Source organism: Micromonospora sp. LA-10 (genome assembly GCF_051853095.1).
Classification (GTDB): domain Bacteria; phylum Actinomycetota; class Actinomycetes; order Mycobacteriales; family Micromonosporaceae; genus Micromonospora; species Micromonospora echinospora_A.
Map to the genome: position 1 here is coordinate 2950422 of NZ_CP195710.1, position 22977 is coordinate 2973398.

Here is a 22977-nt window from a genome sequence, read left to right on the forward strand (position 1 = left end):
CGGTCAGGCGGCGCCGTCGAGGATCTCCCGCAGCCGGCGCGCGAACGCCTCCGGCTGCCCGGCGTGGCCCATCTCCTCACCCAGGAACCCGCCGTGGTGGCTGGGGAAGACCGCGGCCTTGCCGCCGAGCAGCTCGGCCGTGGCCACCGACGTGCGTCCGGTGAAGGTGTCCGCCGACTCCTCGCCCACCGCGACGACGACCCGGGTACGCGCAGCGCGCAGCGCGTCCACGTCCGGCCGGAAGCGGGTGACCGCCGCGGCGCGGTCGGAGAGCAGCGGGTCGTCCCGGCTGCCGTCGTCCTCGGTCGGCATGCCGAACGCGGCCGGGTCGGGCAGTGGCTGGGCGAAGTACTCGTCGGTGAACTCGCCCCGCCACGACGTCATGGCGATGAACGCCGCCATGCCGGCGCCCCAGCCGCTCTTCTGGTACGCCTCCTGGCAGGCCGCCATGGCCCGCCGGGCGGCCTCGGCGTCGGGCAGCACCTGCACCAGCGGTGGCTCGTGCGCCACGAGCGTGGCCACCGCGTCCGGGTACGCGGCCACCAGGGCGAGCGCGGTCACCGCGCCGCCGCTGCTGGCGAACAGGTCCACCGGGCCCGCGCCGAGGGCCTCGATGATGTCGCGTACGTCCCGGGCCTGGACCTCGGGCACGTCGTCGCCGCGGCCGTCCTTGCGGACGCTGCGACCGAGCCCGCGCGGGTCGTACGTGACGACGGTCCGGTCCGGGAAGTACGAGGCGAGCGTGGCGAAGCCGTCCGCGCACATGGGCTGGCCGATCATGAACAGCGGGCGGTGTCCGGCGTCGGCGGCGCTCGGCGTGCGAATGTCGTAGACGAGGTCGACCTCGGGCGTCTGGAGAGTGAGCGTGTTCATGCCTCTGTCGACCGTCGCAGGCCCGGGAACTCATCGGTTCGGCGGGAAACCGCGCCGGACCCGGCTCACGGCGGTGTCGAGCGCCCACCGCCGCGAGCCGGGCCGTCGCCGTCAGCTCACCGTGCCGGTGACGGTGCTGCCGGACTTCGTCACGTAGTAGGTCAGCTTCGTGCCGCTCCAGAAGTGGAACGTCAGGGTGACCCGCTGACCGTCGTTGACCTCGGCGAAGAACTCCGGCTTCAGCGCGATCGTGTTTCCGGTGTAGTTCGGCGCGAACGTCACGTCGAACTCCTTGTACGAGGTCCAGTTGTGCGGGCCGGCGTTGCTGCCGTCGGCGTACTTCGCCTCCATGGTGGCGAGCTGGTCGCCGCGGAACTGCGCCGGGAGCGTGAACGCCGCTGTGGTGCCGGTGGCGTTCGACAGCACCGGCGGGTCGTACGTGATGATGCTGATCCGCCACGGCACGCCCGCGGAGAAGCGCGCCTGGAGGTTGGCGTTCACGCCGTACGCGCGGGAGCCGACCAGCCGGGTCAGCGCCGACGCGGTGAGCGTCAGCGTGCTGCCGGAGACCGTGTAGTCGGTGCCGTTCACCAGGTCGGTGGTGCCCTGGCGCAGCCCCTGGAACGTGGTGCCGTTCAGGTTGAGCGTCAGGCTCTTGGCGGTGATCGTGCCGGTGCGCGGCACGTACACCTGGTCGCTGGACGCGGTGCCGGAGCGCGTCGTCCAGCTCGACTTGATCTGGGCGAACAGCTCGGGGTCCTTCCACACGAACGACGTGCGGTCGAAGTGCTGGCCGTTGTCCCAGAGCTGGGTGGTCAGTTTGCGGCTGCGCGCGTAGTGGCCGAGGAACTCGAAGAACTTGAGCTTCTCGCCCTGTTCGATGGTGCCGGTGTGCCGGTCGAAGCCGAGCAGCCCGTACTCGCCGATGATGACCGGGATGTTGCGGGTGACGAAGGCGTTGTAGACACGGTCGAACTGGTCGGTCAGGTCCTGCTGCACCGTCGCGTCGAACCGGGTGCCGCCGGCGACGTTCACGCTGAACGGCCAGTACCCGTAGAAGTGCACGGTGGCGATCAGGTTCGGGTCGTTGAGCGTGTTGAACGTGCTGACCAGCTCGTCCACCCGGGCCTGCTCGGCGGAGGTGTGCAGGGTCGGCAGGACGAGCAGCCGGGTGGCGTTGCCGCCGCCGGACTGGCGGACGATGCGGTGGAACGACGTGTTCAGCTCGTTGAGGAGCGTGGCGTTCTGCGCGTCGCCGGAGCTGCCGGTGAACTGCGGCTCGTTGACGCTCTCGAAGGTCAGCTTCGGTGAGGAGTCCTTGAACGCGGCGGCGATCTGGGTCCAGAGCGCGTTGTAGCGGTTCAGCACGCCCGTGCGGTCGGTGGGCATCGTGTTGATCCACTGCCACGAGTCGTGGTGGATGTTGAGCACCACGTAGAAGCCGTCGGCGAGCGCCCAGCCGACCACCTCGCGTACCCGGTTGAGCCAGGCGGAGTCGATCGTGTAGTTCGGCGCGGCGCCGTGGTGGTTGCTCCAGGTCACCGGGATGCGGATGCTGTTGAAGCCCTGCGCCCGGATGTTGTCCAGCAGCGCCTCGGTGACCCGCGGGTTGCCCCAGGCGGTCTCGTCCGCGCCGACCGCGTCGAAGGAGTTGCCGAGGTTCCAGCCGGGCTGCATGGCGGCGACGGCGGCCATGGCGTTGCCGGCCGGCGGCGGGGTGGTGGGCGGCGGCGTGGTCGGGGGCGGGGTGGTCGGCGGTGGGGTGGTGGTCGGCGGCGGGGTGGTTCCGCCGACGCCGCCGGTGCAGGCCACGCCGTTGAGCGTGAACGCGGTGGGCACGGTGTTGGCGCCGGTCCAGGAGCCGTTGAAGCCGAACGAGACGGTGCCGTTGGTGGCGATCGCGCCGTTGTAGCCGACGTTCGTGGCGGTGACGTCGGCGCCGGAGGAGGTGACGTTGGCGCTCCATGCCTGGGTGACCTGCTGGCCGGACGGGAACGTCCAGCGCAGGCTCCAGCCGTTGACCGGGTCACCGAGGTTCGTCACGTCGACGTTCGCGGTGAAGCCGCCGGGCCACTGGCTGGCGGTCGTGTAGGTGACGCGGCAGCCGGCGGCCGCCTGGGCGTTCGTCGCCAGCAGTGCGGTGCCGGCCACGAGTGTGGCGGCGGTCGCCGCGACCAGGCCGACCCGCAATCGGGCGGTACGGAAAGAGCGGAACATGGTGGTTCCTTCGTGGTGGGGTGGGCGCGTGGACGGGGAAGGCGGGGCGCGCACCCGCCCAGCGCGAGAATAAGTTTGGATTCCAAACATTGTCAATCGGCGCATGTGGATGCGTAACCGTTCCGGTGTCTCGGCTCACCCCACCGACCGGGTCGGTTCGACGACCGGCCACATCGGATCCGCCAGCCGGTCCGAAACCCGCCGGACACGCCTCGTGGGAACAAATTCGGCTGGGAATCCTCGCTACGCTCTCGCCCGCCAACACCGCTCTGACCTCAAGGGGACATCGTGCGCAGAAGGCTTCTCGGCATCGCGTCGGCGATCACCATCGCCCTCGCCGGCACTTTCGCCGCCGCCGCTCCGGCGCAGGCCGCCACGCCGCCTTTCATGATCACCAAGGTGTACTACGACTCCCCCGGCAAGGACACCCGCTCGAACACGAGCCTGAACGCCGAGTACGTCCAGCTGACCAACAAGCGCAAGACGGTCCTCAACCTCAAGGGCTACTACGTGCGCGACAAGGCCGGCCACGTCTACTCGTTCACCGGCGACTTCAAGGTGGCCGCCGGGAACAGCATCGTCATCCACACCGGCAAGGGCACCAACAAGGGCACCCACCGCTACTGGGGCCGCGCCGCGTACGTCTGGAACAACGACGGCGACACCGCCTACCTGCGCAACCCCTCCGGCAGCCTGGTCGACAGCTGCAGCTGGGGCAAGGGCGGCCGCGGCTACACCAGCTGCTGACCACCCCGCGAAACGGCCGGCCCACCCGCTCGGGTGGGCCGGCCGTCTCCGTCCGTCACGCCGCGAGCGACCGCACGGTCAGGTGGTCCGACAGCGCGCGCAGGAAGTCCGGCGCGTCGAAGATCCGGCCGGCCGAGGCGACACCCTTCACCCGGGTACGCCCGGTCAGGACGCGGTGCGTCGCCCCCACCGCCAGCGGCGCGGTGACCGCGTAGATGTCCTGCCCATGGGCCACCACCCGCCGCCGGGCGTCGCCGGCCCGCACCACCACGTCGACAGTGAACGTCTGCGCGGACCGGCCCCGCTCGTCCACGGCGGCCGGAGCGTCGCCCGCCGCCAGGTCGCGCGCCGCGTCCGCGGTCATGTACGTGCACACCTCCGGGATGTCCAGGTGACTCGGCACCGTCACCACGTCGGCCATGGTGAACTCGCCGAGCACCGGCCGCACCCCCAGCGGCGCCGGGAAAGCCCAGTCCAGCCGGGGCAGGTCGCCGTCGGCGTACACCAGCCGCCCGTCGGTGAAGCGGACCCGCCGGCCGTCGCGGCGCTCGCGCGAGACGACGCCGGAGGCGACCGTCCCGGCCGTCGGGTGCCAGCTGCTCAGCCCGTACGCGACGTGCGCCTCGTCGGCCGCCGTCCAGTCCCCCATCGCGGCGGTGACCAGCAGGTCACCGAGTCCGCCGAAGAACGCCATCGCGGGCACCACAGCGACACCGGCCGCCTCGGCACGCTCGGCGTAGTGCGCGAAGGTGTCCCGGTTCGCCTCGATCTCGGCCGCCACGTCGACGTAGGGAATCCCGGCGCGTAGCGCGGCCTCGATCAGTGGGCCCGCGGTCGAGGCGAACGGCCCGGCGCAGTTGACCACCGCCGCTGCCCCGGCCAGCGCCCGGTCCAGCGAGCCCGGATCGTCCACCGACGCCACCCGGTGCTCCCCTGCCGGGAACGCGGCCGCCAGCTTTCCGGCGTCACGCCCGAGCGGCAGCGGCTCGTACCCCCGCTCGCGCAGCTTCGCCACCACGAACCGCCCGGTGTGCCCGTACGCCCCGAACACCGCCACCTGCATGACGTTCCCCCTCGAAGATCGACTGGAATGATCCTCGCCGGGTCGCATGAGCCGGGCCAGTGTCGCAAACGCCAATGCCCGTACAGTTTCGGACATGGCCACCATCGCGCTCGCCGCCACCGACGGGATGCTGCACTTCGAGCTGGCCGCGGCCTGCGAGATCTTCGTCCGCGACCCGACCGGCCTGGCCGCCCCCTGGTACGACCTGGTGGTCTGCGGCCCCGGCCCGGTCGGCGTCGGCCGGTTCGCCGTGACGCCCGACCACGGCCTGGACCACCTGGCCCGCGCCGACACGGTGATCGTCCCGGCGATCGAGGACACCGACGCCGAACCGCCGTCCGACCTGGTCGACGCGGTCCGCGCCGCCCACGCGGCGGGCGCCCGGATGGTGTCGTTCTGCACCGGCGCGTTCGTGTTCGCCGCCGCCGGCATCCTCGACGGGCTGCGCGCCACCACCCACTGGGCGCACACCGAGGCGCTCGCCGCCCGCTACCCGCGCGTGCACGTCGACCCGGACGTGCTCTACGTGGACAACGGCGCCGTGCTCGCCTCCGCCGGCAAGGCCGCCGCCATCGACCTGTGCCTGCACCTGATCCGCCGCGACCACGGCTCCACGGTCGCCAACGCCGTCGCCCGCCGCCTGGTCGTGCCACCGCACCGCGCGGGCGGCCAGGCCCAGTACGTCACCACCCCCGTCCCGGCCCGCGAGGACCACCCGCTCGCCGCGCTGCTCCCGTGGGCGATGGCGCGGCTGGACCGCCCGCTGACAGTCGCGGACCTGGCCCGCCAGGCCAACATGAGCACCCGCAACCTGGTCCGCCACTTCACCGCCGCGACCGGCGCCACGCCGTCGCAGTGGCTGGCCACCCAGCGCATCCGGCGGGCGCAGGAACTGCTGGAGAACACCGACGACAGCATCGACGTCGTCGCGGAGGCATCAGGCATGGGTACGGCGACGACCCTGCGCCGGCACTTCCACCGCACAGTGGGCGTGCCGCCGGACACCTACCGCCGGACGTTCCGCCGAGGCTGACCGGATTGCCGGCGCGCCGGCGCGGGTACTTCGATCCACCATGGATCGCAGCACGGGGTCGAAGCAGAGCTGGTGGAACACCTACCCGGAAGCCACGACCGGGCAGTGGACGACAGCCGTCGTGGTCGCCCTGGTCCTCTCGATGCCGACCGGCCTGCTCTGCGTGTGGCTGGCGACGTCGCTGCTCAATGGCGCCCACTGGCTGCTCCAGACGCTCGTCTTCGCCGTCGTCGGTCTCGTCGTCGGCGGTGGCGCCCTCGTACTGCTGGCGAAGCTCACCGGGCGCGGCGGACGCCGGGCGGTCTGAACGAGCTGCCCGCCTGCCTGCCCTTCGAGGCCCGGGCGTTCCGGCACGAGGGCTATGGTCGGTTCGTGCCGCCCGATGGGACGGTCGCCTGATACTCGGCACGGGGGAAAGTGTGTTCGACGTGATCGTGGTCGGCGGCGGGCCGACCGGCATGATGCTGGCGAGCGAGTTACGCCTCCAGGGCGTCGGCGTGCTCGTGCTGGAGCGGGACCCCGAGCCGCCGCCGTACGTGCGCTCGCTCGGCCTGCACGTCCGCAGCATCGAGGTGATGGACCAGCGAGGGCTGCTGGAGCGGTTCCTCGACAACGGCGGCAAGCACCCGATCCGGGGGTTCTTCGCCGGCATCGACAAGCCCGCCCCCGCCGATCTGGACACCGCCCACCCGTACGTGCTCGGCATCCCGCAGACGCTCACCGACCGGCTGCTCGCCGAGCACGCGGCCGTGGTCGGGGCCGAGATCCGGCGCGGCCGTGCGGTCACCGGGCTGGATCAGGACGACGACGGCGTGACCGTCCGCCTCGACGACGAGAGTTCGGAGCCGCTGCGGGCGCGGTTCGTCGTCGGCTGCGACGGCGGGCGCAGCACCATCCGGAAGCTGCTCGGCGTCGGGTTCCCCGGCGAGCCGTCGACTGTCGACACGCTGCTGGGCGAGATGGAGGTGACCGCCTCCCCGGACGAGATCACCACGATCATGACCGAGGTACGCCGCACCGAGAAGCGGTTCGGGCTCGGGCCGTCGGGCACGCCCGGCGTGTTCCGGGTGGTCGTACCGGCAGCCGACGTCGCATCGGCGCCCCCGACGCTGGAGGACTTCAAACGGCAACTGACCGCGTACGCCGGCACCGACTTCGGCGTGAACTCCCCGCGCTGGCTGTCGCGCTTCGGCGACGCGACCCGCCTGGCCGAGCGTTACCGGGTCGGGCGGGTGTTCCTGGCCGGCGACGCCGCGCACGTCCACCCGCCACTGGGCGGGCAGGGGCTCAACCTGGGCATCCAGGACGCGTTCAACCTGGGCTGGAAGCTGGCGGCGGCGGTGCACGGATGGGCGCCGGGTGATCTGCTGGACACCTACGAGTCCGAGCGGCGGCCGGTGGCGGCCGACGTGCTGACCAACACGCGCGCGCAGATGCTGCTGACCACGAACGAGCCCGGGCCGCAGGCGGTACGGCAGGTGCTGACGCAACTCATGGACTTCGACGAGGTCAACCGCTTCCTGATCGAGAAAATCACGGCGATCAGCGTCAGGTACGACGTCGGCGAGGGTCATCCCCTGCTCGGGCGGCGGCTGCGCGACGTACCGCTGCCGCAGGGACGCCTGTACGAGCTGATGCGTACCGGCAGGGGGTTGTTGCTGGACGGGACCGGGAGGCTGTCGGTGGACGGCTGGGCCGACCGGGTCGGGCTCGTCACCGGCACCGGCGACAAGCTGGACGTGCCCGCGGCGCTGCTGCGGCCGGATGGGCACGTGGCCTGGGTGGGCGACGGTCAGCGGACACTGGAGGATGCGTTGACCAGGTGGTTCGGCAGCACTGCGACTCGCCGCAGCGGCCACCCGCGCGCGGTCGGGAACGACGAAAACCGGTGACGCGCGTCCGGCGTGTCGGCGGCTGGACAGTTCGCGGGTAGCGACGGCACACGGACTCGGCAATGATCAGCTTCATGTCTGACGACAACCTGGCCGACACCTGGCGTCGCATCATCCTGGGAGACGGCAAGTCCTGGGTCGTGTTCGCGCACGGCACGTGCGTCGTCCTACCGGACCCCGAGCCGGGCGTCGACCTCGCCGCACAGGCGGTCGAGATCCTGCGCGAGTACGGCCCCGTCCAGGTCGGCTCGCCGTCCGCCGACTTCGGTACCGTCACGCTCGATCCCGGCCCCGGCTGGGCGGTCTACGGCCATCACAACGACGTCCTGACCTACGTCGGCCCCGACGAGGTCTCAGACGACAGCGACCTGGCGGTCGGTCTGTACGGGCGCCACAAGCGAAACCGCGACGGCCATGAGCTGACCGTCGTCCACGTCGAGGACAAGCGGGCCCGCTGACGCGTCGACGCTGCCGGATCAATTGACAGCAGCGCAATAGGCTCCAGATCGTGCACGGATTCACCGACGTCGACCAGCAGCCGGACCCGAACTCGTGGGTCGGCGTGCTCGACCGCCTGACCGACGAGCCCTTCTACCAGGCATACCAGCACCGGGTACGCGAGCTGCTCCGCCCGTCGCCCGGCCGGCGCTACCTCGACGTCGGTGCGGGCACCGGGGCGAGCGCGGTCCGCCTGAGGGACGAACACGACGCCGCCGTGCTGACGGTGGATCGCTCCCTGACCATGGCTGTCGCCATGCGAGCCCGTGGCCTGACCCGGTGCGCCGTCGCCGATGCCCATCGGCTGCCGTTCCTCGACGACTCGATCGACGGCGCCTGGGCCGACCGCACCGTGCAGCACCTCGCCGATCCCCGCGCGGCGATCGGGGAACTCGCCAGGGTCGTCCGCCCGGGCGGCCGCGTCGTTCTCGCCGACCCCGACTACGACACGCAGGTGCTCGACATCGCCGACCAGGACCTGGCCCGGCGCGTGCTGAGGTTCCGGGCCGACGTCCTGCTCCGCAACGGCAGCCTGGCTCACCAGCACGCCGGCATCCTCGCCACGCTCGGTCTGACCGAGGTCACCGTCGAGCCCCGGACGCTGCTGGTTCGGGACCCGAACGCCGCCGACAACGTTCTCGGTCTGCGCAGTTGGGCCGGTACGGCGGCTCAGCGCGGCGTGCTCGACCCCGCCGAGGCTCGCGCGTTCGAAGACCAGTTCGACGAGGCGGTCGAGGCGGGCCGGTTCACGTACGCGGTCACGTTCTTCCTCACCGCCGCCACCGTCACATGAGCCGGAAGCGGAACCTGCAGTGAGCCGGCCGACACCCCTCGGGGTGTAGGCAGACGGGATGCCGGGTACCTCGCGCCTTACCCCTTACCCCTGCCCAGGAGGACCTCATGACCGTCGTACTCGCCGTTGTCTGCAGCGACGGGGTGGTGATCGGCGCCGACTCCCAGATCACCGAGAGCGACCGCGGTCTGAGCTTCCCCGCGCAGAAGCTGCACCCGCTGGGCGACTGCGCCGCCTGGGGCGGCAGCGGCGCTCGGGGAGTGCTGAACGACCTGCGCCCCCTCCTCCAGGACTCGGCCACCGCCATCCTCGAAGCGCCGGACATCGGCGACGAGTTGCAGGAGCGCGTCCTGCCCGTCTTCAAGAAGCACTACGAGAACTACATCCCCGACGTACCCGGCGAGGGCTCCGGCGGCGGGGTGTCGGCGTACCTGCTCGCGGCCGGCTACAGCCAGGGCGGCCCATGGATCGTGGAGATCAACCCGAACGGGCTCATCGGCCGCTACGAGGATGTGGGCTTCCACGCCATCGGCTCCGGCGCGCCGATGGCCCAGCAGGCCGGCGCGCTGCTGTCCCACTTCCGGATGACCGAGCGCACCGTCGAGTACGGCGTGGTGGGTGTGGTGCGGGTGCTGGAGGCGCTGGAGCGGACCTCGCCGTCGGTCGGCCGGCCGTTCAGCGTCGCATGCATCCGCGAGGAGGGCGCCCACCACCTCAATGAGAAGGAGATCGCCAAGGCGCTGAAGGACGCCGAGCGCTGGCGCGACCTCGAACAGGAAGCGCTTGACCGGCTGTTCGACTGACGCCGGCGCGTTCGAAAAAGGCCGTTTCCCACCACGGGAAACGGCCTTTGAACTGGGTGGAGCTGAGGGGATTTGAACCCCTGACCCCCTCGATGCGAACGAGGTGCGCTACCGGTCTGCGCCACAGCCCCTCCGCCGGCGAACCGGCGTCGGTCCCACCCAGCTTTCACCGGGTGGGCCGGCGACAAGGCTAACAGGTCGCGCCCCCGCGACGCGAACCGCCCCACCGCCCCCGTAGATCTTGGAAGGAAACGGCCCCCGGAGGGGCCCAATTCTTCCAAGATCGCTCGCCACGGGCGACGCGAGCCGCGCGAGTGGAACGCCATGGGTGTCATGGAGGGCCGGAGACACCCATGGCGTTCCACCCGCGGGAGATCACCACGCGGACGAGGCGGAGGCGCCCCGCGCCGAGCAGGGAACGGGAGCGTCAGGCGCCTCGGCCGGACTGGTAGGGGCGTCCGCGCAGGCCGCCGGCCCGCCGGTAGGACACCGAGCCGCCGCTCGCCGCGGGCGGCAGGTCCGCGGGACGGTCCAGTCCCATCGCCGTACGCCGGACCGCCTCGCGCTGGGCGGCCAGCCGGCGCTGCGCCTCCCGGCGGGCCGCCGCGCGCCGGGCCTGCTCGCGGCGCACCTCGGCCTGGCGGGCGGCCAGCCAGGCCGCCTCGCGGGCGTCCGCGCGCCGCCGCCGGCGCTCGGCGAGGGCACGCTGCCGCAGGTGTACGACGTACGCCACGAGCAGCGCGCCGGTGACCGAGACGCTGATCCAGAACCCGGGTCCGACGAGTACCACGCCGCCCAGTTCCACCAGGTTGAGCAGCAGCAGCGCGGCGAGTACCCGGCGCCGGCGGTAGATCGCCGGGGTGTGCCGCCGTCGGGGCGGGTTCCGTCGGCGGGACTGGGCCGGGACGGCGGAGACGGGCCGGAGCCGACCGGAGCGGCGGCGCAGGGGTGGCGCGGAGACCGGGCGGGCGAGACTACCCGTATCGGAGTCTTCACTGAGGGTGACTACGAGGGAGCGCGGCGGGTGCAGCGGCCGTCGCCCGGGCACGGTGCGCCGTCGACGCTGGCGCTGAAGCACCCGCGCCGTCGACTGCGCCCGCTCCGCCACCAGCCGCTCGGTGGCGTCGTACCGGCGGACCAGCGCCGGAGCGAGGGCGAGCAGACCGGCGGCGGCGAGGACGGCGAGGAGCACCGACGTGGGCACCCTCACCCCTCCCGTCACCAAAGTTCACTGGCGAGCGCCACACGCCGCAACTTGTTCCGTCGACCGTCGTTTACGGCGCACTTCGTGCGGGCGGGCAGCGCTTGCCACAGCTTGCAGTTACTTGAGGTTACGGGCCGTCGACCCAGTTCACAGTGCGCCGCGCCGGGCGGGCACGTCAGCGGCGGGTGTCACGTACGCGGTGCCACCGCGCCAGCAAGCCGCCCTCGGCAACTACTTCCTCGCCGGTCATCGCGTATCCGATGTGGTCGCGCCACGCGCCGTCGATGTGCATGTAGCGCACGTGATAGGCCTCCTCGCGGAAGCCGAGCTTCTCCACGACCCGGCGGGACGGCATGTTCTCCGGCCGGATGTTCACCTCGATCCGGTGCAGGCCACCGGGTCCGAAGGCGTGGTCCACGGCGAGCGCGACGGCGGTCGGGATCACGCCCCGGCCGGCCACCCGGGAGTCCACCCAGTAGCCCACGTACCCGGAACAGAACGCCCGCCGCACGATGCTGCCGATGTTGACGTGCCCGACCAGCCGCTCCCGGCCGTCCTCGCGCAGGCACACGGCGAACGGCATGCCCTCACCGCTGCGCGCGGACTTGCGCTGGTCGGCGTGGACCAGCCGGAACGCCGCGGGCGAGTTGGTCTCGTACCAGCCGCCGGGCACGTGCGACTCCCACGGCGCCAGCCATTCGCGGTTCGCGCGCCGGATCTCCGACCAGGCGCCGGCGTCCGAGCGCCGGTACGGCCGCAGCACCACCGGGCCGTCCACCAGCACCGCCGGCCACCCCGGAGCCCGCCAGAACCTCACCGAGCTTGCCTTTCGCTCGCGACTGCGGGGCTCGCAAGCTCACTCCTCGCGCTCACCGACGCCGGTCCAGCAACAACACATCCACGGTGGATCCGGCGGCGGCGGTGGTGACCCGCTCGCCGAGCACCAGCAGGCCGTTCGCGTCGGACAGGCCGGACAGCGTGTACGGGCCACCGGCGAGCGGCTGCACGGTGTACCCGCCGCCGCGCCGCTCGGCCACGTGCGCGGGCCGGAACTCGCGCAGCCCGGCCGGCGACGACACGGTCTCCAGCAGGTGCGCGCGGACGCTCGGCCGGAACACCGGCTCGGCGCCGGCCAGCAGCTGGATCGCCGGGCGGGCCAGCACCTCGAAGCCGATGAGCGCCGCGCCGGGCTCGCCGGGAAGACACACCACCGGCACCTCCTCGGCACCGACCGTACCGAACCCGAGAGCCGTTCCCGGATAGAGGGCCACCTCGGTGAAGGTGACCGGTCCGGCCCGGCCGCCCTCGCGGCGCGACAGGATGCGGCGGACCATGTCACCAGGGCCGGTGCCGGTGCCGCCGGTGGTGATGATCAGGTCGGCCCGCAGCGTCTGGTCGTCCAGCAGGCCGCGCAGCGCCTCCGGGTCGTCGTCGCAGATCCCCACCCGGTACGCAAGGCCGCCCGCCTCGGCCGCCGCCGCGGTGAGCGCGTGCGAGTTGGTGTCCACCACCTGCCCGGGCTGGCTGCCCCGGCCCACGTCGACCAGTTCGTCGCCGGTGGCCACGATGACCACGCGCGGACTGGGGCGCACCACGACGTGCCCGATGCCGGTGGCGGCGAACACCGCCACAAGCGCCGGTGAGACGTACGCGCCGGCGCGGGCGAGCACCGTGCCGGCGACCAGTTCCTCCCCGGCGCGGCGCAGGCCGTACCCCCGTTTGGGGGCGCGGAAGATCTCGACGGCGGCCATGCCCTGGTCGGTCCACTCCACCGGGACGACCACGTCGGCGCCGATCGGCAGCGGCGCGCCCGCGGCGACCGAGAAGCACGAGCCGGGGGTGAGCCGCACCGGCCGCCAGCTCGCCGCGCCCAGGTCACCGACGACGTTGAGCCGGATGCTGCGGCCACCGGGCATACCGGAGGGGGCCGGGACGTAGCCCGGCCCCCGACTCCCACCGGAGATGTCCTCCCAGCGCGCGGCGTACCCGTCCACCGCCGCCTGGTCGAAGGCGGGGTACGAGTGCGGGGCGACCACGTCCTCGGCGAGCACGTTGCCGTACGCCTGGGTCAGGTCGAGGTCGAGTGGAGGCAGCGCGCGTAACCTGCGCAGCACACTGCCCAGGTAGTCGGCGAGCGGCGTCAACTCGTTCGCGGCCGCCTCGGCGTCGGCCGTCGCGGTCATGTATCGGCACCGCCGGACGCGTCACGCACGCCGTTGAGGATCGCCGCGGTGACCGTCTCGTCGCCGTTGTTGACGAACTCGGCCAGCCACTTGCGGAACTCGGCGCCCAGGTCCTCCCGTTCGGCCGCGATCTGCACCACGGTCTGCAGGTAGCCCAGCGGCATGCCGGTGTCGTAGCGGGTGCCCCGGTAGACGATCGCGTGCACCGGCACCCCCTCGGTACGCAGCAGCTCCATCGCGTCGGTCAGCTGGATCTCGCCGCCGCTGCCCGGGTCGGTACGCCGGATCGCGTCGAAGATCTTCCCCGGGAGCACGTACCGGCCGAGGACCGCCAGGTTGCTGGGCGCATCCTCCGGGCTGGGCTTCTCCACCATGCCGGTGACCTTGACGACCTCCGCGATGTCGGAGTATTCCGACTCGGCGGGCTCGACCGACGCGATGCCGTAGCGGCTGGTCTCGGCCGGGTCGACCTCGAAGAAGGCGAGCACCACGCCGCCGGTGCGGGCCTGGAGCTCCAGCATGGCCGGCAGCAGCGGCTCGGAGGGCTTGACGAACTCGTCGCCGAGCAGCACCGCGAAGGGCGCGTCGCCGACGTGCGACTCGGCGTACCCGACGGCGTGGCCGAGGCCGAGCTGCTCCGGCTGGCGGACCGTGTAGATCGCTGCGAGTTCCTCGGTGCGCTTGACCTCGGCCAGCAGCTCGGGCTTCTTGGCGAGCCGTTCCTCCAGGTCGGGCCGGCGGTCGAAGTGGTCCACCATCGAGGTCTTGCCGCGACCGGTGATCAGCAGGATGTCGTCGATGCCGGCCTGCGCGGCCTCCTCGACGATGTACTGCAGCACCGGCCGGTCGACGACCGGCAGCAGTTCCTTGGGAACCGCCTTGGTGGCCGGCAGGAACCGGGTGGCCAGGCCGGCGGCCGGGATCACGGCCTTGACCGCGCGGGAGCGACCGGGGGTCGCTGAGGGGTTCGCTGAGTGCTCCGACATGTCGCGAGACTATCGGCCACGGCTCTGCCGCGGCGGGTGAGGACCGGAAGACGCGCCGCCCTGGACGGCGCCCGGCGCGTCCGCGGCGCCCGCCCGGGGCAGCCCGTCCGGCGGGCTGACGGTGCCGGCCACGACCGGGATCTCCTGGGTGGGAACCGGATCGGGCGCGGGGGCCAGCCGGTAGCCGTCGCGTCCCGCGGCCTTCGCCGCGTACAACGCGTCGTCGGCGGCGTCGAGCACCTGCTGGCCGTCGGCGGCGTGGTCCGGGTAGACGGCGATGCCGATGGAGACTGTCACCGGCACCTGCACCGGTTCGTCAGCGCTTCCCTCGACAGTCACCGGCTGGTCCCGTACGACAGCGCCGAGCCGCTCGGCGACGATCGTGGCGCCCCGCGCGTCGGTCTCCGGCAGCAGCACGACGAACTCCTCGCCGCCCTGCCGGAACGCCAGGTCCACCTCGCGGATCACGCCGCGTACCCGGCGGGCGAACTCGACGAGCACGGCGTCCCCGGCGGCGTGCCCCCAGGTGTCGTTGACGCGCTTGAACCGGTCCAGGTCGAGCGCGAGCACACTGAGCATCCGGCCGAACCGGTTCGCCCGCTCCACCTCCCGGCGGATCGACTCGCGCAGGTAGCGGTAGTTCCACAACCCGGTCAGCGGGTCGGTGAGGGAGAGCCGCTGCGCCTCCTCGTGCACCCGGACGTTCTCCACCGCGACCGCCGCGTGCCCGGCGAACGTCCGCAGCGTCACCACGTCGTCGTCGTGGAACTCGGGACCGCCGAGCCGGTCGTAGAGCACCAGCACGCCGAGCGCCGCGCAGGCCGAGCCGGGCGGGTCGCCGTCGGCGGGCGGATGGCCGGGACGGTCCGGGCCGCGCGACTCGGCGCCGCCGGGCGTGGCGAACGGCACCGCCACGTACGTCTCGCAGGACGGCTCCCCGGTCGGAGTCTCGGGTGGGGTCCACCGGCCGCGCAGCGGCTCACCGGTGGCGGCGACCGCGCCGAGCACCCCGGCGCCGACCGGCACCCGCAGCGTCGCCGGGTCGGCCGGATCGCTCGTCGGCCAGCGTCCGGTCAGCCCTTCGACGCACCGGCCGACGAGCACCCCCTCGGCGTCGACGAGCAGCACCGCGCCGGCCCGGGCGCCGGTGGCGGCGATCGCGCTGTCCAGGATCACCCGGAGGATGCGTTGCAGGTCGTGCGTGCTGGCGAGCGTGTCGCCGAGCACGGCCAGGTGGTTGCGCAGCTGGTCCCGGCTGCTGGTCAGCGCCGCCACGTAACTACCGGTCTCCCGGGCCATCCGGTTGAACGCGCCGGCCAGCCGCCCGATCTCGTCCCGGCTGCGCACCGGCACCCGGGCACTCAGATCGCCGCGCGCCACCCGGTCCACCGCCCCGGCCAGCTCGCCCAGCGGCCGGGTCGTCACCCGGGCGAGCCGCCACGCGGTCAGCACGGCAAGCAGGGCGGCCAGCGCCACCGCCGCGATCAGCGCGCCGTACAGGCCGGGCGGGCGCTCACCGGGAATCGAGAGCACCAGCGGCAGCGGTTGACCGGGCATCGGGCCCACCCGGCGCACGTACCGGCCGTCGCCCGTCCCGGCCACCCCGTTCCCGTGCGCCTTGCCGGCGGCGGCCAGCACCGCTGCGCGTACCGCCTGGTCTTCGGTCGTGTGGGTGATCTGCCCGGGGGCGTCGAGGAGGGTGACCGCGACGCCGGTGACGGCGGCGAGCCGCGCCACGAAGGCCCGGTCCACTGGTTGCGCGGCGGCGACCGCGCCGAGGTCCGTGCCGGCCGGGTCGCGCAGCCGCACCTGGGCGGAGAGCGCGCCCACCGGGGTGGCGGGGGCGCCGGCGCAGTCCTGCCAGCGCCCGGCCGGGCCGCCCGCCGTGACATAGGTGGTGCGGCCGGCGGCGTCGGCGATCAGCACGGCGGCGGCCAGGCCCCGGCCGACCACCTGGTCGGCCGCACGCGACCGGGCGGCCGGGTCGCCCACGAGCGCGACCGCGTCGGCCGCCGCGCGCAGTTGTTGGCAGAGCGCGTCGATCGAGGTACGCACACCGGCCGCGGCCAGGCCCAGTCGCTCGGTGGCGCGACTGCGGTCGACGGCGCTCAACGCGGCCCCGACGAAGAGCGCGCCGAGCAGGACGGGGCCGAGCACCACCGCGAGGAAGGCTGCCGTCAACCGCCCGCGTAGCGTCAAGCTTCCCCCCGGAAGTTCCGCGCCCCTTGGTGCGATGCTGACACAGAGCGACCATTAGGCAAGCGTTGCGTCAGGAGTGTTGCGTGCCGGAATTTTCGGATGAAGCGCACGATGCGAAGCAGAAGATGCGCGTCGCGCTACTCGCCGCCCGCCGGTCGCTGTCCGCGCCCGACCGCGCGGTCGCTGCGGCCGCCGTCCAGGCCGAGCTGGTGACCCTGGTACGCCGGCTGCGACCGGCCAGGATGAGCGCGTACGTGCCGGTCGCCTCCGAGCCCGGCGGGGACGACCTGCCGGACGTGCTGCGGGCCGCGCTGCCGCCCGACGCCGAGCTGCTGCTGCCGGTGCTCTGCGACGACCTGGACCTGGACTGGGCCCCCTACACCGGGCGGGAGTCGCTGCGCGCCGCCGGCCGGGGCATGCGCGAGCCGACCACGCCGCCCCGGGGCCGTGCCGCAGTGGCCGCAGCGGGCCTGGTCGTGGTGCCGGCAGTCGCCGTGGACCGCCGGGGCATCCGGCTGGGACGCGGCGGCGGCTCGTACGACCGGGCGCTCACGCGGGTGCCCGCCACAGTGCCGACGGTGGCTCTGCTGCACGACGGCGAGCTGGTCGAGGCGGTCCCCGCCCAGCCGCACGACCGCCCGGTGCACTGTGTGATCACTCCGGCGGACGGGCTGGTGGCCGTCCCGGGTGTGGGCCCGGGCGCTTCCGCTGGACGAACCCGGGGGTGATGACGCACCATTGGCACTCGAAGTCCACGAGTGCCAAGAGGCCGTGCCAAGATCCGGAGGAGAACGTGCCCACGTACCAGTACGCCTGCACCGCGTGCGGCCACCAGCTCGAGGCGGTGCAGTCCTTCTCGGACGACCCGCTGACCGAGTGCCCGGCGTGTGAGGGGCGGCTGCGAAAGCTCTTCAACTCGGTGGGCATCGTGTTCAAGGGCTCCGGCTTCTACCGCACGGACTCCCGTACGTCCGGATCCGACAACGGCGCCGGCGCCGCGAGCAAGCCGGCCAAGTCCGATTCGTCCTCGTCGACTGGTTCGACGTCGTCGTCTGGTTCGTCCTCGTCTGGTTCGTCCTCGTCGTCCTCTTCGGGGTCGTCGTCCGGTTCCGGCTCTGGTTCGGGTTCCGGGTCGACGGCGGGCAAGGCGCCTGCGGCGTCCAGTTCTTCCTGACCAACGCTTCGCGCTGTACGTGGCCGTCCCGTTTCCGGGGCGGCCACGTTGCGTGTGGCCGGCCCGTCCGCGGCAGCAGTTGCTCTCGACCTCGGCGAGGCTGCTGAATCAGGCCGCAGTGCTCGTCACCTCGGCTCGGAGATGGCCGCAGCCCCGCGTTGCTCGCCAACTCGCACGAGAGGCCTGCGTCAGCCCGCAATGCTCACCACCTCGGCGAGATGGTTGCATCAGCCGCGTTGCCCGCCACCTCTCTGCATCAGCCCTTGTTTGCTCGCCAGCTCGGCGGGGCCGCTACACCAACCCGCGTTGATCGCCAGCTCGTGCTGCATCAGCGAGCCCCAACTCGCCCAGCGGTGCAGCACTCCAACCCCGCGTGCCTGGCTCGCCACCTCGGCGAGGTTGCTGCATCAGCCCGCCTCGCTCACCAGCTCGGGGAAATGGCTGCATCAGCCCGCCCGGAAGCAGCCACCTCCCCGATCTGGCGGCCCCGGCCGTGCCGGATGTGGCCACCTCGCCGAAAGGGTGAGGCGGGCCTCTGCCCGGGCAGCGGTTGTGCACAGGGCGGCGGGTTATCCACAGGGGCGAGCGGTGGGTCGGCGGGCGACCGTGGCCCGGTTCTAGCCTGCGGGTCGGATGGTTGGCCGACGGTGGGAGGCAGCGGTGGCGGATGGCGAGGCTACGTTGCGTCCGGTCCGCTGGCGCGGGCTGCCGCAGCGCCGGACGCTCCTGCGGGTGACACTCGTCGCGGTGCTGCTGGGACTGGCTGCGGCGGTGCTCCAGACACCCCCGTCCTGCCAGCCCGGCGCACCCCCGGCCGCCTCGACGGCCCCGACCGGTACGCCGCCCGCCGGAGCGCGCGCGTTGCCCGCGGGTGCGGTCGGTGTGCCGATCCGGCTGGCCGAGCCGGCTGCCCTCGCGGTGCTGCGCCCAGGTGCCCGGGTCGACCTACTTGTGGTGCCGGCCGGCGGGTCGACCGATCCCACGCTGCTGGCACCGCGCGCGCTGGTGCTCGACGTGGTCGGCGCCACCGGGGCGGTCGACGGGTCCTCCGCGCTCTACCTGGCGCTGCCGCCGGAGCAGGCGCGACGAGCGATCGGGTTGCCGGAGGGCAGCCGCTTCGCCGTGGTCGTACGCGGGTGAGGCGACCCCGCGATCAGCCCTTGGACAGCGTGATCAGCCAGCTCGGCGCGGTCAGTCCCAGTGCGGCGGGCGCTCGGCGAGCAGCCAGTCGTCGTTGCCGCCGGGGCGCTCGCCCCAGCCGCGGTCGGTGTCGTCGGTGGTCTGTTCGGGCAGCACCACGAAGTCTTCGCTGAGGTCGACCACGCGGTCGTCGTCGCCGCGCGGTGTCCGGATGCCGGGGTCGGTCACGAGCAGCAACGATACCGCCGGACCGGCGGCCACCTCGATCCCGCGACGCCCGCCACGGCCAGTGCCTCGCCGCGTCGGGCGGCCGACCGGCCGGGGCGTTGGTAGCGTCGGACGGCGTGACGACGCCGAGCGGTGGCAGCCCCGACGACGAGACCTGGCGACGCCCGGAGCAACATGCCACGGGTGAGGAGAACGACGCCAGGGTGTCCCGCCCAGGCGGGACGGGCTCCGGCCAGGCCGACCCCGGGCCTGTGGGCGACCCCGCCGATCCCGGGCCCCTGGGCCGCCAGGCCGACCACGGGCCCGTGGGCAACCGAGCTGACCACGGACCCGTCGGCCACCCCGCCGGCCTCGAACCCGTGAGCCACACAGCCGACCCCGGACCCGTCGGCCACACACCCGACCCCGAACCCGCCGGCCACACAGCCGACCCCGAACCCGTGAGCCTTCCGGCAGAACGCGAGCCCGTGGGCCACCCAGCCGACCCCGAACCCGTGAGCCACCCGGCAGAACGCGAGCCCGTGGGCCACACACCCGACCCCGCCGGGTGGGACGCGCCGGGAACCGGCGAAGCCGGGAACCAACCGACCGGAACCGGCGCAGCCGGAGCGGGAGTCCCCACCACCGCCGACGCCTCCGGGTCGAACAGCCCGTGGTCGCGCGAGGCGGCCACCGAGAGCCCGTGGGCGAAGCCGGAGGCGGCCGGCGGCTGGACGGTGGCGGGCGGGCCCTGGCCGGGCCGGTCCGCCGGTGACCCGGCTGCCGGTGGCTACGCCGGCCCGCCGTCGAGCACGCCTCCACCGCCCGGCTGGCGACCCCCGGTGCACGTCCAGCCGGCACCGCCCCGCCGGCTTCCGCCGCAGGACATGGCCGCGATGGATCAGGCCGAGCAACGCGCGCAGCGGCTCACCTACGGCGTCGGGGCGGTCGTCGCCGTGGTGCTGGTGCTGCTCACCTGTCTGCTCTGCTCCCGGCTGCTGTTCTGAGCGACGCCGGCCGGACAGTGCCGTGCGATGCCGGTCAGACAATGCCGTACGACGCCGGCCGGACGATGCCGTGCGGCACCAGCCCGACGACACCATGCGGCGCCTGTCTGAAGATGCCGCGCCGCAACGGTCAGACCACGCCGTCCCAGACCATTTTGGCGCCGCTGTCACCGGTCAGGTAGACGTACACGAGCGCGAAGCCCGCCAGCACCACCACCGCGACGGTGAACAGGATCGGCAGCCAGCGGGGCAGGTTCCGGCCCGCGACGAAGCGGCTCGTCGACAGCACCAGCAGCAGCGCCGCCGCGCCGAGGCCGAGCGCGTACCAGAGCAGCGTGTCCCCGTACGAGGCGTGCTCACTGATCTGCTGGAGCCGGTCCGGCGGGTAGCCCTTCGCGCGCAGGATCTCCTCCAGCTCCTCGCCGGACTCGGTGGCGACCCAGGCGACCGCCGGGGTGATCACGGCGAGCGCGGCGACCGCCCAGTCCAGCCGGTGCCGCCAGCGGGGCAGCACCCCGTACGCGATGGCGAACAGCGCCAGCAGCGGCACGAGCACCACCACCGCGTGGATGACGAGCACGTGGAGCGGTAGACCGTTGAATTCCCTGAACACCGACACCTCCGGCGAGTGGGTGGTAAGGCGCGCTCAGCGTACGTCGCGAGGCTGTGTACCTCGACACACGCAGGCGCGGCCCTTCCGGTTCACCTGTGGCCCGGGACACCCGCGCGCACGCTCGCTTGTCGGCCTGTCACCTGCGTGCTGTCATGGATCCATGTCCACGGGTGAGGAACTGCTCCGGTCGAGGGGCCTACGGGTCACGCGACCGCGTCTCGCCGTGCTGGACGTGCTCTCCGCCGGTGGGCACCTGGAGGTCGACGAGATCACCCGCCGGGTCCGCCAGCGGATCGACTCCGTGTCCACCCAGGCCGTCTACGACGTGCTGGGCGCGCTGTCGCGGGCCGGGCTGTCCCGCCGGATCGAGCCGGCCGGCAGCCCCGCGCGGTACGAGGCCCGGGTCGGCGACAACCACCACCACGTGGTGTGCCGGGGCTGCGGCGAGATCGCCGACGTGGACTGCGCGGTGGGCAGCGCGCCCTGCCTCGACCCGAACGTGTCGCACGGCTTCGAGCTGGACGAGGCCGAGGTGACCTTCTGGGGTCTCTGCCCGGCCTGCCAGTCGCGCCGCTCCGCCGACGACTGAGCGAAGCACCGCGCCCGGCGTGGCACTCTTGATCGGTGGACACTGACGATCTCGGCCTGTTCGGTCCGGGTTCGGTCACGTGGAAGGTGCACGAGGAACCGATCCTGATCGTGGCCGGCCTGCGCTCGCTCTATCTGCAGGCGCTGCATCCGCGCGCGATGGCGGGCGTCGCGCAGAACAGCAACTACCGCTCGGACGCCTGGGGCCGGCTGGTCCGCACGGCGACGTACGTGGGGACGACGATCTACGGCACCACCGCCGAGGCGGAGGCGGCGGGGCGACGGGTGCGTGCGCGGCACGCCCGGATGCGCGCCACCGACCCGTTCACCGGCGAGGAGTTCCGCGTCGACGAGCCGGAGCTGCTGCGCTGGGTGCACGTCACCGAGGTCGAGTCGTTCGTGAGCACTGCCCGGCGGGCCGGTCTGGCGCTCACCGACGACGAGGTGGACGGCTACTACACCGAGCAGCGCCGGTCGGCGGCCCTGGTGGGGCTGGACCCGGACGACGTGCCGGGTACCGCCGCCGAGGTGGCGGACTACTACCGGGACGTACGCCCGCAGTTGCGGATGACCCGGGAGGCGGCCGAGACCGCGCTGTTCCTGACCGCGCCGCCGATCCCGTGGAAGCTCAACCTGCCGGCGCGGGTCGGCCTGAACCTGGGGCCGCCGCGCTGGGCGTACCTGGGGATCGCCGCCACCGCGCTGGGGATGCTGCCGCCGTGGGCGTTGCGGCTCTACGGCGGGCTGGGCCTGCCGACCACCGCGCTGTCGGCGGACCTGAGCGCGCGGGCGCTGCGGCTGGCGCTGGCGGCGGTGCCCCGGCGCTACCGGGAGGGTCCGTTGCAGCAGGCTGCCAAGGAACGCGCAGCCCGCCTGGCCGCGGCCTGACGGCGCGCGCTCACTGCGGGTCGGCGAACCGCTCGACTGCGGACCAGGGCTCCTTGCCGGGGGTCTGCGCGCCGGTGGGGCAGGTACGCCGGTAGTCGCACCAGCCGCACCGCGGGCCCGGTTCGGTGGGGAACGCCGCGTCGGGGTCGGCGCCGTCGGCCACCGCGCGTTCGGCGGCCATGATGTCGCGGGCGGTGTCCTCGGCACGGGTGAGCTGTCGGTGCAGGGACTCCGGGGTGTGCTCGTGCGCGGCGACGGTGCCGGTGGGCAGGTGGTGCAGCTCGACCCGGCGGCACGGCTTGCGGAACACCCGCTCGGCCGCGTACGCGTAGAGCGCGAGCGCCTGCGAGCCGCGCGCGTCGTCGGTGTCGAGGCCGGTGCGGCCGGTCTTGTAGTCGACGATGACCAGCTCGGGCCGCCCGTCCGGGCCGGGGCGCGAGTCGATCCGGTCGGTGCGGCCGTTGAACGCGAGCACGGCGGTCTTGACGGCGACGACCCGTTCCACGCCGATCGGCTCGTCGGCCGGGTCGAGGCCCGCCACGTAGCTCTCCAGCCAGGTCAGCGCCCGCCGGAACGCGTCGCGCTCCTGCTCGTCGTCGCGGTAGCCCTCACGGACCCAGGTGCCCTTGAGCAGCGTGCCGAGCACCTCGGGGCGGCGCCGGTCGGGGGCCAGCGCGTACCAGTTCTTCAGCGCGGTGTGGACGCTCGCGCCGAGCGAGTTGTGCGCCCACGGCGGGCCCTTGGGCGGCGCGGGCCGGTCCACGTAGGCGTAGCGGTAGCGGCGCGGGCAGTCGACGAACGTGCCGATTTTGCTGGGGGTGCAGACGAACAGGCGTTCCGGCATGCCCTCGAAGCCGAGCTGCTCGGGT

General features: G+C 73.0%; 24 protein-coding genes and 1 tRNA gene. 13 read left to right on the forward strand and 12 right to left on the reverse strand.

Annotated features, from left to right (window positions below):
* Positions 1-3: 3 nt before the first annotated feature.
* Positions 4-873 (reverse strand): alpha/beta fold hydrolase, encoded by an 870-nt coding sequence (locus ACSDG8_RS13725; RefSeq protein ID WP_439427935.1) that lies wholly within the window; start codon positions 871-873, stop codon positions 4-6.
* A gap of 111 nt (positions 874-984) precedes the next feature.
* Positions 985-3090, reverse strand: a complete 2106-nt coding sequence (locus tag ACSDG8_RS13730) for a cellulase family glycosylhydrolase (protein WP_439427936.1) — start codon at positions 3088-3090, stop codon at positions 985-987.
* A 288-nt stretch (positions 3091-3378) separates the two neighbouring features.
* Here ACSDG8_RS13730 and ACSDG8_RS13735 point away from each other — a divergent pair, with 288 nt between their 5' ends.
* Positions 3379-3837 (forward strand): lamin tail domain-containing protein, encoded by a 459-nt coding sequence (locus ACSDG8_RS13735; RefSeq protein WP_307856172.1) that lies wholly within the window; start codon positions 3379-3381, stop codon positions 3835-3837.
* Between the two features lie 55 nt (positions 3838-3892).
* On the opposite strand, the gene ACSDG8_RS13740 is transcribed toward ACSDG8_RS13735, so the two are convergent.
* Positions 3893-4900: a saccharopine dehydrogenase NADP-binding domain-containing protein gene (locus ACSDG8_RS13740; RefSeq protein ID WP_210897927.1), complete on the reverse strand. Its 1008-nt coding sequence runs from the start codon at positions 4898-4900 to the stop codon at positions 3893-3895.
* Positions 4901-4994: 94 nt separating this feature from the next.
* Here ACSDG8_RS13740 and ACSDG8_RS13745 point away from each other — a divergent pair, with 94 nt between their 5' ends.
* From ACSDG8_RS13745 to ACSDG8_RS13770, 6 genes are all read left to right on the forward strand, one after another.
* Positions 4995-5933 (forward strand): helix-turn-helix domain-containing protein, encoded by a 939-nt coding sequence (locus tag ACSDG8_RS13745; protein ID WP_439427937.1) that lies wholly within the window; start codon positions 4995-4997, stop codon positions 5931-5933.
* A 40-nt stretch (positions 5934-5973) separates the two neighbouring features.
* Entirely contained in the window at positions 5974-6240 is a 267-nt protein-coding gene (locus tag ACSDG8_RS13750; protein WP_210897931.1) for a hypothetical protein, read from the forward strand.
* Positions 6241-6352: 112 nt separating this feature from the next.
* Positions 6353-7825, forward strand: coding sequence for a rifampin monooxygenase (gene rox / locus ACSDG8_RS13755; protein WP_439427938.1), 1473 nt, complete (start codon positions 6353-6355; stop codon positions 7823-7825).
* A 62-nt stretch (positions 7826-7887) separates the two neighbouring features.
* A complete protein-coding gene (locus tag ACSDG8_RS13760; protein ID WP_247679293.1) occupies positions 7888-8283 on the forward strand; it encodes a hypothetical protein in 396 nt (131 codons plus the stop codon).
* A 50-nt stretch (positions 8284-8333) separates the two neighbouring features.
* Entirely contained in the window at positions 8334-9116 is a 783-nt protein-coding gene (locus ACSDG8_RS13765) for a methyltransferase domain-containing protein (RefSeq protein WP_210897935.1), read from the forward strand.
* 107 nt (positions 9117-9223) lie between these two features.
* On the forward strand, positions 9224-9919 hold the full coding sequence (locus ACSDG8_RS13770) for a proteasome protein (protein WP_210897937.1): 696 nt from the start codon (positions 9224-9226) through the stop codon (positions 9917-9919).
* A gap of 57 nt (positions 9920-9976) precedes the next feature.
* Here the strand turns inward: ACSDG8_RS13770 and ACSDG8_RS13775 are convergent.
* The 6 genes from ACSDG8_RS13775 to ACSDG8_RS13800 all read right to left on the reverse strand — a co-directional run bounded on the left by ACSDG8_RS13775 (position 9977) and on the right by ACSDG8_RS13800 (position 16491).
* Positions 9977-10050, reverse strand: a tRNA-Ala gene (locus tag ACSDG8_RS13775).
* 296 nt (positions 10051-10346) lie between these two features.
* Positions 10347-11129 (reverse strand): divisome protein SepX/GlpR, encoded by a 783-nt coding sequence (gene sepX, locus ACSDG8_RS13780; RefSeq protein WP_184681852.1) that lies wholly within the window; start codon positions 11127-11129, stop codon positions 10347-10349.
* A 169-nt stretch (positions 11130-11298) separates the two neighbouring features.
* Entirely contained in the window at positions 11299-11940 is a 642-nt protein-coding gene (locus ACSDG8_RS13785; protein WP_116503818.1) for a GNAT family N-acetyltransferase, read from the reverse strand.
* A 52-nt stretch (positions 11941-11992) separates the two neighbouring features.
* The gene (locus ACSDG8_RS13790) at positions 11993-13306 is read right to left on the reverse strand and encodes a molybdopterin molybdotransferase MoeA (RefSeq protein WP_210897939.1); all 1314 of its coding nucleotides are present in this window, start codon (positions 13304-13306) and stop codon (positions 11993-11995) included.
* Positions 13303-14292 carry a UTP--glucose-1-phosphate uridylyltransferase gene (locus tag ACSDG8_RS13795; RefSeq protein ID WP_210897941.1) on the reverse strand — a complete coding sequence of 330 codons (990 nt, stop codon included), beginning with the start codon at positions 14290-14292 and terminating at the stop codon, positions 13303-13305. The genes ACSDG8_RS13790 and ACSDG8_RS13795 overlap by 4 nt, the downstream gene beginning before the upstream one ends.
* A gap of 9 nt (positions 14293-14301) precedes the next feature.
* A complete protein-coding gene (locus ACSDG8_RS13800) occupies positions 14302-16491 on the reverse strand; it encodes a diguanylate cyclase (RefSeq protein WP_439427939.1) in 2190 nt (729 codons plus the stop codon).
* An 83-nt stretch (positions 16492-16574) separates the two neighbouring features.
* Here ACSDG8_RS13800 and ACSDG8_RS13805 point away from each other — a divergent pair, with 83 nt between their 5' ends.
* From ACSDG8_RS13805 to ACSDG8_RS13815, 3 genes are all read left to right on the forward strand, one after another.
* Positions 16575-17219, forward strand: a complete 645-nt coding sequence (locus ACSDG8_RS13805; protein WP_439427940.1) for a 5-formyltetrahydrofolate cyclo-ligase — start codon at positions 16575-16577, stop codon at positions 17217-17219.
* Between the two features lie 65 nt (positions 17220-17284).
* Positions 17285-17665 carry an FmdB family zinc ribbon protein gene (locus tag ACSDG8_RS13810; RefSeq protein WP_439427941.1) on the forward strand — a complete coding sequence of 127 codons (381 nt, stop codon included), beginning with the start codon at positions 17285-17287 and terminating at the stop codon, positions 17663-17665.
* Between the two features lie 660 nt (positions 17666-18325).
* On the forward strand, positions 18326-18805 hold the full coding sequence (locus ACSDG8_RS13815; RefSeq protein WP_210897951.1) for a flagellar biosynthesis protein FlgA: 480 nt from the start codon (positions 18326-18328) through the stop codon (positions 18803-18805).
* Positions 18806-18856: 51 nt separating this feature from the next.
* Here the strand turns inward: ACSDG8_RS13815 and ACSDG8_RS13820 are convergent, their stop codons facing one another.
* Complete coding sequence (locus tag ACSDG8_RS13820) at positions 18857-19033, reverse strand: hypothetical protein (RefSeq protein WP_370013414.1); 177 nt, start codon at positions 19031-19033, stop codon at positions 18857-18859.
* Between the two features lie 521 nt (positions 19034-19554).
* Here ACSDG8_RS13820 and ACSDG8_RS13825 point away from each other — a divergent pair.
* Entirely contained in the window at positions 19555-20019 is a 465-nt protein-coding gene (locus tag ACSDG8_RS13825; protein ID WP_210897953.1) for a hypothetical protein, read from the forward strand.
* A 130-nt stretch (positions 20020-20149) separates the two neighbouring features.
* Here the strand turns inward: ACSDG8_RS13825 and ACSDG8_RS13830 are convergent, their stop codons facing one another.
* A complete protein-coding gene (locus ACSDG8_RS13830) occupies positions 20150-20632 on the reverse strand; it encodes a DUF2231 domain-containing protein (RefSeq protein ID WP_210897956.1) in 483 nt (160 codons plus the stop codon).
* A gap of 160 nt (positions 20633-20792) precedes the next feature.
* On the opposite strand from ACSDG8_RS13830, the gene ACSDG8_RS13835 reads away from it, so the two are divergent.
* Positions 20793-21221, forward strand: coding sequence for a Fur family transcriptional regulator (locus ACSDG8_RS13835; RefSeq protein WP_210897958.1), 429 nt, complete (start codon positions 20793-20795; stop codon positions 21219-21221).
* A gap of 35 nt (positions 21222-21256) precedes the next feature.
* Entirely contained in the window at positions 21257-22108 is an 852-nt protein-coding gene (locus ACSDG8_RS13840) for an oxygenase MpaB family protein (RefSeq protein ID WP_439427942.1), read from the forward strand.
* 10 nt (positions 22109-22118) lie between these two features.
* Here the strand turns inward: ACSDG8_RS13840 and ACSDG8_RS13845 are convergent, their stop codons facing one another.
* Positions 22119-22952, reverse strand: a complete 834-nt coding sequence (locus ACSDG8_RS13845; protein ID WP_247679332.1) for a RecB family exonuclease — start codon at positions 22950-22952, stop codon at positions 22119-22121.
* Positions 22953-22977 lie beyond the last annotated feature (25 nt).

Coding starts and splice junctions, on each gene's coding strand:
- ACSDG8_RS13745 (WP_439427937.1), top strand. CDS start 4,995: ATGGCCACCATCGCGCTCGCCGCCACCGACGGGATGCTGCACTTCGAG.
- ACSDG8_RS13725 (WP_439427935.1), bottom strand. CDS start 873: ATGAACACGCTCACTCTCCAGACGCCCGAGGTCGACCTCGTCTACGAC.
- ACSDG8_RS13750 (WP_210897931.1), top strand. CDS start 5,974: ATGGATCGCAGCACGGGGTCGAAGCAGAGCTGGTGGAACACCTACCCG.
- ACSDG8_RS13795 (WP_210897941.1), bottom strand. CDS start 14,292: ATGTCGGAGCACTCAGCGAACCCCTCAGCGACCCCCGGTCGCTCCCGC.
- ACSDG8_RS13740 (WP_210897927.1), bottom strand. CDS start 4,900: ATGCAGGTGGCGGTGTTCGGGGCGTACGGGCACACCGGGCGGTTCGTG.
- ACSDG8_RS13760 (WP_247679293.1), top strand. CDS start 7,888: ATGATCAGCTTCATGTCTGACGACAACCTGGCCGACACCTGGCGTCGC.
- ACSDG8_RS13835 (WP_210897958.1), top strand. CDS start 20,793: ATGTCCACGGGTGAGGAACTGCTCCGGTCGAGGGGCCTACGGGTCACG.
- ACSDG8_RS13730 (WP_439427936.1), bottom strand. CDS start 3,090: ATGTTCCGCTCTTTCCGTACCGCCCGATTGCGGGTCGGCCTGGTCGCG.
- ACSDG8_RS13770 (WP_210897937.1), top strand. CDS start 9,224: ATGACCGTCGTACTCGCCGTTGTCTGCAGCGACGGGGTGGTGATCGGC.
- ACSDG8_RS13845 (WP_247679332.1), bottom strand. CDS start 22,952: ATGCCGGAACGCCTGTTCGTCTGCACCCCCAGCAAAATCGGCACGTTC.
- ACSDG8_RS13790 (WP_210897939.1), bottom strand. CDS start 13,306: ATGACCGCGACGGCCGACGCCGAGGCGGCCGCGAACGAGTTGACGCCG.